Origin of the sequence: Erythrobacter sp. (assembly GCF_023653175.1) — a bacterium.
In the GTDB taxonomy this organism is placed as follows: domain Bacteria; phylum Pseudomonadota; class Alphaproteobacteria; order Sphingomonadales; family Sphingomonadaceae; genus Erythrobacter.
The window spans coordinates 26,403-38,002 of record NZ_JAMNXL010000013.1 but is presented as its reverse complement, the minus strand read 5'-3'; the positions used below and the strand labels follow the sequence as shown (position 1 = coordinate 38,002).

Below are 11,600 nucleotides of genomic sequence, written 5' to 3'. Positions count from 1 at the left end.
CGCGTCTACGCGAAGGGCGCTCCCCTAGGCAGGGGGCGCGGGCGGGTCAAGCGGGCTTGATGGTGGGCGAGGGTCAGCCCGTACGGGGGCGTGCGCCAATCGGGGGCGATGGTGCAGGCGGGGCCCAGCACGAAGCGGCGTGCGGCGAAGGCGGCGTGCGGGATCGTGAGGCCCTTGGACCGCCACGCGCCGCCGCTCCACAGCACGATGTCGCAATCGAGCACCCGGTCGCCCCAGCGCTGGCCGGGGCGGCGGCCGAACTCGCGCTCGGTGCGCTTCAAGGCGGCGAGCAGCGCGGGCGGATCGAGCTCGCTTTGCAGCACCAGCGCGGCATTGGCGAAGCGGCGCTGCGCCGCGCCCATCGCCGGGGTCTGGATGATGCGCGAGCGGGCGGTGACGGTGCCAAACGCGGCGCACTCATCCATCGCTGCCCGCACCACGCCCTCCGGCGCGCCATAGAAGGCGTGCCGCCGGTTGCTGCCCAGCGCGACGAGGTAGGTGCTGGACAGGCCTAGATGTCCTGCGAAATCCGGCCGTAGAGCTGCGGGCGGCGGTCGCGGAAGAAGCCCATGCCGGCGCGGTGCGTGGCCGCGCCGGCAAGATCGAGCCGCGCGATCAGCACGCCGCTCTCGGAAGCGCCATATTCGGCGAGGTAATCACCCCACTCGTCGGTGATGAAGGAGTGGCCGTAGAAGCGCTGCCCGCACTCGCTGCCGATCCGGTTCGCCGCCACCACCGGCATGCAGTTCGACACCGCATGGCCGATCATTGCGCGCCGCCACATGCGGCTGGTGTCGAGATCGGCGTCATAGGGCTCGGAACCGATCGCGGTCGGGTACATCAGCAGCTCCGCGCCGAGCAGCGCCATGACGCGCGCGGCTTCGGGATACCACTGGTCCCAGCAGATGCCGACGCCGATGCGCACCTTCGCCCCGCCCTCGCCGGCCACGTCCCACACCTTGAAGCCGTCATTCCCTGGGCGGAAATAGTATTTTTCCTCGTAGCCCGGGCCGTCGGGGATGTGGCTCTTGCGATAGGTGCCCATGATCGCCCCATCGGGGCCGATCATCGCGAGGGTGTTGTAGTAGTGGTGCCCGTCACGCTCGAAGTAGCTGGTCGGGATCGTCACCTCGAGCCTGGCGGCGAGCGCCTGCATTGCGATGACGCTGGGATGCTCGGCGGTGGGGCGGGCGAGGGCGAACAGCGCCTCGTCCTCCTCGCGGCAGAAATAGGGGCCGGAGAACAGCTCGGGCGGGAGGATCAGCTGCGCGCCCTTGGCGGCGGCTTCTTCCACCAGCGCAGAAACGGCGGCGATGTTGGTAGCTTCGTCCTCGGAACCCAAGGCGAGCTGAAGGGCGGCGACGGTGATAGCGGTCATGCCGCCGCCCCTAACTCATTACATCGCCTTCTTGAACAGCAGAGTCATCCGGTCGCTTTCGCCAAGACCCTTCAGGTCCTCGCGCTTGGTGGCGAGCACGGGCGGCATTTCCCACACGCCTTCCTTGTGATCGGCGGTGTCCTTGGGGTTGGCGTTGATCTCGCTCGCGGCGACCAGTTCGAAGCCGTTGAGCCGCATGAAATCGATGATGTCCTGCTGCTTCACATAACCCTTGGTGCCGTTGGCGTAGGACCATGGCGCATCGGCCTTGGCCCGGTGCTGGACGATGCCGATCAACCCGCCGTCCTTGAGCAGCTCGCGCATCGCCCGGATTTCGGTGTCGGCGGTGCCGGCGCGCATGATGTTGTGCATCGCGCGGATCACGAGGATGCGGTCGAAGGTGCCCTTCTGCTCGGCTGCCTTGTCGAGGGTGAGGCCGCTGAACTTCTCGGCCGCGAGGCCCGTGTAGCCCGCCACTTCCGCGCCGAAGCCTGCCGCCTGGGCGCGGATGCGCTGCTGGCGCTCGGCATCGGGCGTGGCGGTGAGCGGGTTGGCATAGAGACCGACCAGCTGCCCGTCGCCGCCCAGATAATGGCCGAGCAGGCGCGAATACCACCCGCCGCCCGGCGCATATTCACCGACCTTCATCTCGGGGCCGACATGGAAGAAGGCGAGGGTTTCGGCGGGGTGGCGGAAGGCGTCGCGCGCAGAGTCTTCCTTGCGCGTGGGATGCTGGATCGCGGCCGAGAGCTGCTCCCCGTGCATCTTCATGAAATGCGCGGTATCCTTGATGTGCGCATCGTCGACTTCGCCGGCGACGTGGTGATCGGCAAAGGCGGGCGCAGCAAGGGCGATGCCGCTTGCGGCGGCAAGGGCGAGGATGATTTTCTTCATGGCGCGTAACTCTCCCGGGAGATTGAAAGAACCTGCGGTGCCGCGACGATAGACGCCGCGAGGTAGCAATCGCAGGCTGCTGACCTATCTCTGGCACAAAGCAACGGAGAATTCGATGAGCAACATGGATACGGCGATCATTGCAGGCGGGTGCTTCTGGTGCACCGAAGCGGTGTTCCGCGATGTCGTGGGCGTGAGCCTGGTGGAGAGCGGCTATATCGGCGGCACCAAGGCGAACCCGACCTACAAGGAAGTGTGCACCGGCACCACCGGTCACGCCGAGGGGATCCGCGTGACCTTCGACCCCGCGGTCATCTCGCTGGCCGAGATCTTCGACGTGTTCCTCGGCACGCATGATCCGTCGCAGCTGAACCGTCAGGGCAACGACGTCGGGACGCAGTATCGCAGCGCGATCTTCCCGCTGTCGGACGAGCAGGGCGAGGAAGCCAAGGCCGCGATCGCGCGGTGGAATGCCGATCATGGCAAGATTGCGGTGACCACGATCGAGGGCCTGTCGGGCGGCGCGCAGACGGCGGAATGGTATCCCGCCGAGGACTACCACCAGGAATACTGGGACGGCGAAGGCCAGCGCAACCCCTACTGCCTCGCGGTGATCCCGCCCAAGCTGATGAAGCTGCGGAAGAGCTTTCAGAAGTATGTGAAGAGCTAAGGCGCTGGCGCGCCGATCGCGCGCTTGAGGACCAGTGCGGCCACACGGACCATGCCGGTTCGTGTGGCCGCAGGGTAACCGGTGTGCTCCAGATTGAAGCAGATGTCCTGCGTGTTTGTGGCGAGGTCGAATGTTCCGATGACGGGGGTTTTGCCATCCTTCCCCCGATCGCCCCAGACCTCGCCTGTCACGGGAAGATAGACGAGGTATCGCGACACTGCCGCGCGGTCGCCGCGCAGCGGTAAGTCTTGAGGGGCGACAGTGTCCGTGAAGGGGCCGAAAGCGGTCATCCTGCCAGCGTCGGAGCCGTCGCAAGCTCGGGCCTCGGCATAGAGCGCGTTGATGTTATCGGCGTTGATGTCTGCATTCGTGTCGAAAGTCAGGACGACATATCCCGGATCATGGCGCGAATGGCTAACCGCGGCGGGCAGTTCGCTCGCACTGCGCGCCGATACCAGCCGATGCGTGCCGAGGTTCGGGCCGCAGGATGCCAGAGCGCATGCCAGGATGGCGACGATGATCCGCATGGCTTGATCCTACAGCGGTTTTTTCCACCGGCCCACGAAAAACCCGTCCAGCCCGCCCTGCTCGGCCAGCATCCCCGGATGTGTGCGCAGCCAGCCCTCGCTTGTCGGAGTGAGACCTGCGGGTAGTTCCTCCGCCTTGATCGGGGCTGGCGCGAGGCCCAGCTCGGCGTTGATCCAAGCGCCCTGTTCCTCGCCCTCCTCGGCCTCGAGCGAGCACACCGCATAGACCAGCACCCCGCCGGGGTTCAGCCATACGGCGGCCTTGGCGGCGAGGCTGTGTTGCAGATCGACCATCTCCGCCACGTGCCCCTTGCCGATGCGGTGGAGCACGTCGGGGTGGCGGCGGCAGGTGCCGGTCGCGGTGCAGGGCGCGTCGATCAGGATTGCGTCGAAGCGGTGCTTGGGCTCCCACGTCAGCGCGTCGGCGCGCACCGGCGAGGCCTTGAGGCCGGTGCGCTTGAGGTTGTCCTTCAGCAGTTCCAGCCGCCGTTTAGAGCTGTCGAGCGCGGTGACGTTCCACCCGCTTGCTGCCAGCTGCATCGTCTTGCCGCCGGGTGCGGCGCACAGGTCAAGCGCGTGTCGGCCTGCACCGTCACCCAGCAACCGCGCCGGGATCGAAGCGGCGAGATCCTGCACCCACCAATCGCCCGCCTTGTAATCTGCAAGGCTCTCCACCGCCGCGCCGCGCGGCAGGCGGACATGGCCGGGGCCGAAGGTGACGCCGCCCATCGCCACGGCGCGGGTCTCGGTCTCGGCGGCGTCCTTCAACGCCAGATCGAGTTCGGGCGGGAAGGCAAGGCCCGGCGCGATGGCGGCGGCTTTGTCCGCGCCCCAACGCTCGGTCACGCGCTCGGGCAATGTCGGGGCCTCAGGCAGGACACTCCGCCCCGGCTTCACCAGAGCGGCAAACACCCCATGCGCCAGCCTGCGCGGGCCGCCCGCGAGCAGCGGCAGTCCGGTGGCGATCACCGCGTGCGGCGGCGTCTCCAGCCGCAGCGTCTGGGCAAGCATCAGCCGCAGCACCATCCGCGCCTTGGCGTCATCGGGTAGGTTCTGCTTGGTGGCGGAATCGATGAGGTTGTCGAGGTCGGTCAGCCAGCGCAGCGTCTCGCCCGCGATCGCCTTCGCCAGCGCACGGTCAGGGGCCTTGCGGACATCGCCGAGCGCAGCGGTCTCGGCCTGCTCCAGCGTCTCGCCCCGCCGGAACACGGCATCGAGGAGGCGCAGGGCCGCGCGTCTAACGGGAAGTCCGGGGGGGAGTGCCATCCCGCACCCCTAACCTTCCTTGAAACAAAGCGCCAGCATGGGCATTTGGAAGGGCATGACCAAAGAAAAGTCGCAAGCCGCGAAGGACTTCAAGAAGCCCGCCCACTGGACCAATGATCCGGTGCCCGCGCCCAAGCCCGTGGAGAACGCCGAAACCCTCTCCCCCACCCGCTACGGCGATTGGGAAAAGGACGGCATCGCGGTCGATTTTTGAAATTGCTCAGAGCGGAACGAAGGAAACCTTCAGCCCGTCCTTGGGCTGCGGGATCGGCCAGTCCTGCCACTCGGGATTGTAGCCCGCCGCCGCCTCGATGCGGTAGCGCTGGAGCAGCTGGGCCATCAGCACCTTGACCTGCATATAGGCAAAGTGGAGCCCCAGGCACATGTGCGCCCCGCCGCCGAAGGGCACCCAGGCATATTTGTGCCGCGCCTTCACCTTGTCGGGGGTGAAACGCAGCGGATCGAAGGCGGAGGGGTTCTCCCAATATTCCTCCGAATGGTGCGTCCAGTGGATGTTGATCCCGACCATCGCACCCGCCGGAATGCGGTAGCCGCCATATTCGAATTCGCGCAGCGCGCGTCGCGGCATCGAGGGGACCGGCGGGATCATCCGCAGCGATTCCTTGAACGCCATTTCGGTGAGGTCGAGCTTGGCGAGGTCGTCGTAATCGAGGGCACGCGGATTACCCTCGCCATCCGGGCCGCCGGTCACCGCGAAGATTTCCTCACGCAGCTTCTCCTGCCACTCGGGATTGGTCGCCAAGTGATAGATCAGCGAGGTGGCGGATGATGTGATGGTGTCGTGCGCCGCCATCATCAGGAAGTTCATGTGATCGACCACCTCGTCGACCGGGAGCAGCGAGCCATCCTCGCGCGTCGCGGTGGCGAACTGGCTGAACATGTCCTGCCCGCCGCCCTCTTCGCGCCGCCGCAGCGTCTCCCTGGTGAAATAGTCGACAAGGAAGGCGCGGCCGTCGACGCCCTTCTTCATCTTGGTGAAGGGCAGCGGCTTCCTCACTGGCGCAACCGAGGCCTGCACCATGTCGACGAAAGCCTCGTTTATCTTGTCGGCCTCGGGCCCCCACGGCAGGCCGATGAAGCTGTCGGCGGCCAGATCGAGGGTGAGCTTCTTGATCGCCGGGTAAAAGGTCATCGGCCCTGCCCAGCCCGCAACCTCGCGCGCGATCCCGCGGTTCAAGGCACCCGAATAGTGGCGCATCGGCTCGGGCTTGAAGGCGATCGAGAGAGCGCGCCGGTCGATCCGGTGGTGCTCGAAATCGATCAGCATCAACCCGCGCGGGAAAAGCTGGTCGAGGATCGGGCCCCAGCCCTGTTCGGAGGAGAAGATCTTGTCCTTGTTGAACAGCAAGAGCTCATTCGCCTCGGCCCCGATCAGCGCGATCTGCCAGCCGCCGAACGCGCGGTTGCGATAGACCTTGCCGTGCTTGGCGATCATCCGGTCGGCAAAGGCGTGGGGATCGGCGAGCATGGTGAAGGTGTTGCCGACCACCGGCCAACCCGCCTCGCCCGGAATATGCGCAAGATCGGCCTCGGTCAGGCGCTGCTCGCCCCAGTGGCGCGGCGCGCCGGAGGGCGCGCTGCCGCCGGTGGTTTCGTTATCCTGCGGGGCTTCGGCAAGGGTGGCCATGTCTGTCTCGATGCTCCGGTGAAGGTTCGGATTCGCAACTAACCTTGGTGTAAATAATGAGGCCGGTCAATTCCGGCAAGAATCCGCAAGGCTCAACGGTAACCGGCCCAATTGCCGCGCACCATGCCGATATCCGCGAGCCGGATCACCTCATCGACCAGCGGCATGAGCTTTTCGGGCCGGTTGCAGCCGATATGGACCGATGAGCGGCGCACGCCTGCCGCATCGGCGCGCTCCATCGTCAACGTCTGACAGTGCAAGAACAGCGTCGGCTCGCCATCCGGCTCCCGATCCCATGTGCCGACCGCGTGATCGAAGGTGCCGGACGTGTCGGCCAGAGCCGCTATCGTGGCGAGCGCCTTGGGAGAAAGCCGTTTCCGCAGGGGCCGGATGTCCACCCACGGCGAGCGCGTGCCGCGCCGCCCATACCCGCCGCCAACCACCTCCAGGCGGCCAGTGCCATCTGCCAGCTCAGTGATGATGACGGTCCGCCAAAACAGATCGCGGCCAGAGTTGAAGGTGAAGCGCATCACCTGCGCCGCACCCTCCGGCACACCCTGCAATAGTGGCAAGATGCCAGCCTCACACATCCGGTCCGAGGAATACAGGAGCAAAGCGAAGACGGCATCCGGTGGCGGAAGCTCGCAATCTTCTTCGGCAGCAGCAGCAGGCGCGGCCCAGCAGGCCGCCGCCAGCGTCAGCACCGCCGCGGCGCGCCTCAGATCCATCCCGCCAGCTCGCGGCGCAGCATCGCATCGATCATCGCGAGGCCATCATCCGACGTGTTGAGGCAATCGAGCACGGCATATTCCTCGCCGCCGTGCTCGGTAAATTCGTCGCGGCCTTCGAGCGCCAACTCCTCCAGCGTCTCGACGCAATCCGCCGAAAAACCAGGCGCGGCGACCACGAGGCGCTTGGTGCCCTTGTCGCCCTCGGCCATCAGCGTCGCATCGGTCGATGGTTCGAGCCACGCCGCCGGGCCGAAGCGCGACTGGAAGGTGGTCTCGAACCGCACACCGGCAAATTCAGGCCGCGTCCCCAGTTCCTCGCGCAGCAGCCGCGCGGTCTTGGAGCAGTGGCAGTAATAGGGATCGCCCTTCTCGAGCGTTTGCTGCGGCATCCCGTGGAAGCTCAGCAGCATGACCTCGGGCTTGAACGTCAGCCCCCGCACCTGCCGCGTCAGATCGTCGGCGAGCGCGGCGATATAGCCCGGCTCGTCATGATAGGGCGGCACGAAGCGCAGGGCAGGCTGCCAGCGCATCTTCTTGAGGACGCGCGCGACCTCGTCGAACACGGTCGCGGTCGTCGCGGCGCAATATTGCGGATACATCGGCGCGATCAGGATGCGGTCGCACCCGTCGGCCATCAGCGCGGTGAGGCGGCTCTCGATCGAGGGGTTGCCGTAACGCATCGCCCAATCGACCTGCACCTTTTCACCGAACCGCCCGACCATCGCCTCGGCCTGCCGGGAGGTGATGTCGGCGAGCGGTGAGCCGCGCTCGGTCCAGATCTTCTGATAGGCCTTGGCGCTCTTCTGGGGGCGGGTGTTGAGGATGATCCCGCGCAGGATCAGCTGCCAGGCGATCGGCGGGATCTCGACCACGCGCGTGTCCGACAGGAACTGCTTGAGGTAGCGCTTGACCGAATCCGGGTCCGGCCCGTCGGGCGTGCCGAGGTTGACGAGCAGCACGCCGATGCGGCCGCTTTTTGCAGGAGGATGGTCGCCCGGAAGGCGCTGGGTCTGCCAGGTCATAGCCCGCCTAACGGTCGGCAGGCGTTTCGTTTCCGGCCCTCAGGCAATGGCCCGGCCTCATGTTGCAAAAATGTCAGGATCATATGCCGTCCGAAAGTAGGGGCAGGCGGCGCAGGCGCAAGCCCGTCGCCGAATAGAGCGCATTGGCGATGGCCGGCGGCGCGACCACCGCGCCGAGCTCACCCGGATCGGCGTGGCTCGCTTCGCTGGCGATGAACACCACCCGCATCTCGGGACAATCGGCGAGGGTGGGGAGACCGAGCGCGTCTTCGCCCACTGCCTCGGGCAGCCCGGCGCGCAGGCGCACCGCGTTGCCGAGCGCGATGCCGATGCCGAACACGAGGCCGCCCTCGATCTGCTGCTTGGCGATGTCGTGGTTGATGATCCGTCCGATATCGACCGCCGCCGACAGCCGCACCACGCGCACCCCGCCCTCGCCCTGCCGCGCGGTCGCGACGCAGGCGATGCGCGGGGCATCCGGCCCCTCGCCGAGCCGGGCGCAGGCGAGGCCCTGCCCGCTCTGGTCGACGCCGCCGTCCCATTCGGCAAGCTGCGCCGCGCGCTGCAGGCAGGCGGCAAGGCGCACATCGCCCCCGAGCATCGACATGCGGAACGACAGCGGCTCGCGTTTCGCCTTGGCCGCGATCTCGTCGATGAAGCTTTCGATCGCGAAGATCGTCGGCCCCCACGAATTGCCGCGCACGCGCCCCACCGGCAGGCCGATATCGGCGGGGATGTGCTCCACCATCACGGCGGGGATCGTGTAGGGCGGCAGCGCGCCGTCCACCGCGAGCGGATCGGGCTGGCCCGCCGTGTCGCGCATCGCGGCCATGCTGGTCCGGTTGCCGAACAGGCGCTGGCCGAACTCGCGCATCGCCGGAGGGGTCGCCACGCGCACGCGCATCGCCTCGATGGTGCCGCCCGGAATGCCCGGCCCGCCCTTGGCGAACTGCGCACCGAGCAGCATCCAGTAGGGGGCGCGGGGGCGGGCGCGGATCAGCTCGTCGCGGCGCGGCCAGACCAGCTGCACCGGGCGGCCAAGCTCCTTGGCGATCAGCGCGATCTCGATCGCATGGTCATGCTCGAGCCGCGCGTCGAAGCTGCCGCCGGCCGGCGTGGGGTAGAGCGCGACCTTCTCGGTGGCGATGCCGATGGCGCGCGCAGCGGCGAGGCGGGCCTGTTCTGGGGCCTGCGCGGCGATCCACAGATCGAGCCGCCCGTCCTCGAACCGCGCGGTCGCGGTCGCGGTTTCGAGCGGGGCGGCGTAGGCGGGCTCGACCTCGTAGCGCCGCCCGATATCGACCCGTCCGAGCCCATCGCCGCCGAAGCCGGTCTCGGCAATCACATGCGCCTCGCCCGCGGTCAGCAGCGTGTCGAGCCGCGCGGCGATATCGGCGCTGTTGACCGGCGCGGCGGTGCGGAAGCGCGGTTTCATCGCGGCGAGCGCGGTCTCGGCGCTCCACCAGGTGTCGGCGGCGACCGCGAGCCAGCGTTTGCTCTGGAGGATCCCGGCGAGCCCCCTGATCCCGGCCGCCGCCTTGGTGTCGAAGCTTTCGAGCTCCGAGCCATCGGCGGGGCCGTGGCGGATCGAGGCGAACACCATGCCGGGCAGCCGCACGTCGCCGGCAAAGCGGTGCGAGCCGTCGACCTTCGATGGCAGGTCGATGCGCGGGTAGGCGGGCGCGGCGTCGACATCGGCGGGGAGCGGCTTCTCGCGCGGCGGCTCGGGCTTCAGCGGCGGAGGATCGGGCGGGGCATAGCCTGCCGCGTCCTCGGCCAGCTCGCCAAAGCTCGCGCGGTTGGTGCCTTGGGTGACGAGGCCGTTCTCGACCTCGCATTCCTCCCACGACACCCCCCAGCGCGCCGCGGCGGCCTGCGCCAGCATCGCCCGCGCGGCCGCGGCGGCCTCGCGGCAAGGCATTTCATAAGCGGCAAGCGACGTGCCGCCCGCGGTCGCGTTGAAGCGCTGCGATTGCGCGAAACGGGTCGCCAGCAGGTCGTCGGTGGCAGGCGAGAGCCCGGTAAAGTGCGAATCCCACAGCGCCAGCCATTCGCGCGCGAGCGGGATATTGGCATAGGCACCCGATACCGGCGCAGGCTCGACCGCGATCTGCCGCCAATCCGCGCCCAGTTCGGTGGCGATGATCTGAGGCAGGATCGTGGTGATCCCCTGCCCCATCTCGAGTTGCGGCACGGCGACCGTCACCACGCCGTCCGCCGCGATCTTGAGCCACGCGCCGAACACGTGCTCGCCGCGCGCGGCCACCAGCGGGGTGCGGTAGGAGCGCGGGATCAGCCACCAGGCGACCACGAGCCCCCCGCCCGCCGCCGCGCCCGCCAGCAATCCGCGCCGGGTAACCGCCATGGCTCAGATCTTGCCCGTATCCAGCCAGCGGCCGAGCTTTTCGGCGATGGCGCGGAACGGCTCTGCGGTCTCGTCGTCGCCCGCGGCCGGGGGTTCGCCCTTGTCGCCCGCGATGCGGGTCGCGAGGGTCAACGGCACGCGGCCGAGGAAGGGGATTTCGAGCGCGGCGGCGAATCGTTCGACCCCGCCCGAGCCGAAGGGATCGCTGACCTCGCCGCAATGCGGGCAGGCATAGCCCGCCATGTTCTCGACGAGACCGATGATCGGCACCTCGCCCTGCTCGAACAACTGCCCGGCGCGCGCAGCGTCGATCAGCGCGAGATCCTGCGGGGTCGAGACCAGCACCGCGCCATCGGGCTTGTGGGCCGAGAGCATCGAAAGCTGCACGTCGCCGGTCCCAGGCGGCAGGTCGACCAGCAGCAGATCGGTTTCGCCCCAATCGGCATCGACCAGTTGCGAAAGCGCCTTGCCCGTCATCGGCCCGCGCCACGCCAGCGCCTTGCCGGGTGCAACGATGTGCCCCATCGAGAGCACCTTGACGTTATAGGGGCTGTCGATCGCCACCAGCTGCGCGCCGTCGGGGGTGGCGGCGGGCTTCTGCCCCTCGGTCTTGAGAAGCTTGGGCTGCGAGGGGCCGTAGATGTCGCCATCGATCACCCCCACCCGGCGGCCCATCTTCGCCAGCGCCACCGCGAGGTTGGTGGTGAGAGTCGACTTGCCGACCCCGCCCTTGCCGCTGCCCACCGCGATCAGCCGGCGGCGGCGGCGCTCGCCGGTGAGCGCGATCCGCACCTCGGCAATTTCGGGGAGGGCTTCGAGCGCGGCGGTGATCTCCGCCTCGAGCGCGGCGCGGCCCGTGCCAGGCAGATCGCCAGCCTCCGCGACGATCACCGCGCGCCCTGCGACAATCCGCGCAGAACGCAGGCGGTGGTTGATTTCAGGGCTCAGCGCGGCACGGATCAGCGCCTCTTCGGCTTGCGGCTGGCGGGGCGGAATGTCTGACTTGCTCATGACGCGACGCCTCTAACACCAAAATCACGCAGCGAACCCCTGTTTTTCGCCGGAACCCGTGCCTATAAACAGGTCATGCAGAGAATGG

General features: G+C 67.9%; 12 protein-coding genes. 2 read left to right on the top strand and 10 right to left on the bottom strand.

What is annotated here, in order from left to right; genetic code table 11:
• Nucleotides 1-5: 5 nt before the first annotated feature.
• Genes folK through NBV68_RS03175 form a run of 3 tightly spaced genes read right to left on the bottom strand, consistent with a single transcriptional unit; the run spans nt 6 to nt 2,272 of the window.
• Entirely contained in the window at nt 6-485 is a 480-nt protein-coding gene (gene folK / locus NBV68_RS03185; protein WP_296307146.1) for a 2-amino-4-hydroxy-6-hydroxymethyldihydropteridine diphosphokinase, read from the bottom strand.
• 26 nt (nt 486-511) lie between these two features.
• Nucleotides 512-1,378, bottom strand: coding sequence for an N-carbamoylputrescine amidase (gene aguB, locus NBV68_RS03180; RefSeq protein ID WP_296307143.1), 867 nt, complete (start codon nt 1,376-1,378; stop codon nt 512-514).
• An 18-nt stretch (nt 1,379-1,396) separates the two neighbouring features.
• Nucleotides 1,397-2,272: a methyltransferase gene (locus NBV68_RS03175; protein ID WP_296307141.1), complete on the bottom strand. Its 876-nt coding sequence runs from the start codon at nt 2,270-2,272 to the stop codon at nt 1,397-1,399.
• 124 nt (nt 2,273-2,396) lie between these two features.
• On the opposite strand from NBV68_RS03175, the gene msrA reads away from it, so the two are divergent.
• Nucleotides 2,397-2,942, top strand: a complete 546-nt coding sequence (gene msrA, locus NBV68_RS03170; protein WP_296307145.1) for a peptide-methionine (S)-S-oxide reductase MsrA — start codon at nt 2,397-2,399, stop codon at nt 2,940-2,942.
• Here the strand turns inward: msrA and NBV68_RS03165 are convergent.
• A complete protein-coding gene (locus tag NBV68_RS03165) occupies nt 2,939-3,469 on the bottom strand; it encodes a hypothetical protein (RefSeq protein ID WP_296307138.1) in 531 nt (176 codons plus the stop codon). The genes msrA and NBV68_RS03165 overlap by 4 nt on opposite strands.
• Before the next feature lie 9 nt (nt 3,470-3,478).
• The gene (locus NBV68_RS03160) at nt 3,479-4,735 is read right to left on the bottom strand and encodes an RsmB/NOP family class I SAM-dependent RNA methyltransferase (RefSeq protein WP_296307137.1); all 1,257 of its coding nucleotides are present in this window, start codon (nt 4,733-4,735) and stop codon (nt 3,479-3,481) included.
• Nucleotides 4,736-4,790: 55 nt separating this feature from the next.
• Here NBV68_RS03160 and NBV68_RS03155 point away from each other — a divergent pair, with 55 nt between their 5' ends.
• Nucleotides 4,791-4,949, top strand: coding sequence for a DUF1674 domain-containing protein (locus NBV68_RS03155; RefSeq protein WP_296307136.1), 159 nt, complete (start codon nt 4,791-4,793; stop codon nt 4,947-4,949).
• Nucleotides 4,950-4,955: 6 nt separating this feature from the next.
• On the opposite strand, the gene NBV68_RS03150 is transcribed toward NBV68_RS03155, so the two are convergent.
• From NBV68_RS03150 to NBV68_RS03130, 5 genes are all read right to left on the bottom strand, one after another.
• Nucleotides 4,956-6,383, bottom strand: coding sequence for a cytochrome P450 (locus tag NBV68_RS03150; protein WP_296307135.1), 1,428 nt, complete (start codon nt 6,381-6,383; stop codon nt 4,956-4,958).
• Nucleotides 6,384-6,475: 92 nt separating this feature from the next.
• A complete protein-coding gene (locus tag NBV68_RS03145; RefSeq protein ID WP_296307134.1) occupies nt 6,476-7,111 on the bottom strand; it encodes a hypothetical protein in 636 nt (211 codons plus the stop codon).
• Nucleotides 7,102-8,136, bottom strand: a complete 1,035-nt coding sequence (hemH, locus tag NBV68_RS03140; RefSeq protein ID WP_296307133.1) for a ferrochelatase — start codon at nt 8,134-8,136, stop codon at nt 7,102-7,104. Before hemH ends, NBV68_RS03145 begins: the two co-directional genes overlap by 10 nt.
• A 79-nt stretch (nt 8,137-8,215) precedes the next feature.
• Nucleotides 8,216-10,501, bottom strand: a complete 2,286-nt coding sequence (locus tag NBV68_RS03135; RefSeq protein WP_296307132.1) for a molybdopterin cofactor-binding domain-containing protein — start codon at nt 10,499-10,501, stop codon at nt 8,216-8,218.
• A 3-nt stretch (nt 10,502-10,504) separates the two neighbouring features.
• Entirely contained in the window at nt 10,505-11,512 is a 1,008-nt protein-coding gene (locus NBV68_RS03130; RefSeq protein WP_296307130.1) for an Mrp/NBP35 family ATP-binding protein, read from the bottom strand.
• Nucleotides 11,513-11,600 lie beyond the last annotated feature (88 nt).

Bases quoted from the DNA above. Each gene is read 5' to 3' on its own strand.
- aguB (WP_296307143.1), bottom strand. From the start codon at position 1,378: ATGACCGCTATCACCGTCGCCGCCCTTCAGCTCGCCTTGGGTTCCGAG.
- NBV68_RS03175 (WP_296307141.1), bottom strand. From the start codon at position 2,272: ATGAAGAAAATCATCCTCGCCCTTGCCGCCGCAAGCGGCATCGCCCTT.
- msrA (WP_296307145.1), top strand. From the start codon at position 2,397: ATGGATACGGCGATCATTGCAGGCGGGTGCTTCTGGTGCACCGAAGCG.
- NBV68_RS03165 (WP_296307138.1), bottom strand. From the start codon at position 3,469: ATGCGGATCATCGTCGCCATCCTGGCATGCGCTCTGGCATCCTGCGGC.
- NBV68_RS03160 (WP_296307137.1), bottom strand. From the start codon at position 4,735: ATGGCACTCCCCCCCGGACTTCCCGTTAGACGCGCGGCCCTGCGCCTC.
- NBV68_RS03155 (WP_296307136.1), top strand. From the start codon at position 4,791: ATGACCAAAGAAAAGTCGCAAGCCGCGAAGGACTTCAAGAAGCCCGCC.
- NBV68_RS03150 (WP_296307135.1), bottom strand. From the start codon at position 6,383: ATGGCCACCCTTGCCGAAGCCCCGCAGGATAACGAAACCACCGGCGGC.
- NBV68_RS03145 (WP_296307134.1), bottom strand. From the start codon at position 7,111: ATGGATCTGAGGCGCGCCGCGGCGGTGCTGACGCTGGCGGCGGCCTGC.
- hemH (WP_296307133.1), bottom strand. From the start codon at position 8,136: ATGACCTGGCAGACCCAGCGCCTTCCGGGCGACCATCCTCCTGCAAAA.
- NBV68_RS03135 (WP_296307132.1), bottom strand. From the start codon at position 10,501: ATGGCGGTTACCCGGCGCGGATTGCTGGCGGGCGCGGCGGCGGGCGGG.
- NBV68_RS03130 (WP_296307130.1), bottom strand. From the start codon at position 11,512: ATGAGCAAGTCAGACATTCCGCCCCGCCAGCCGCAAGCCGAAGAGGCG.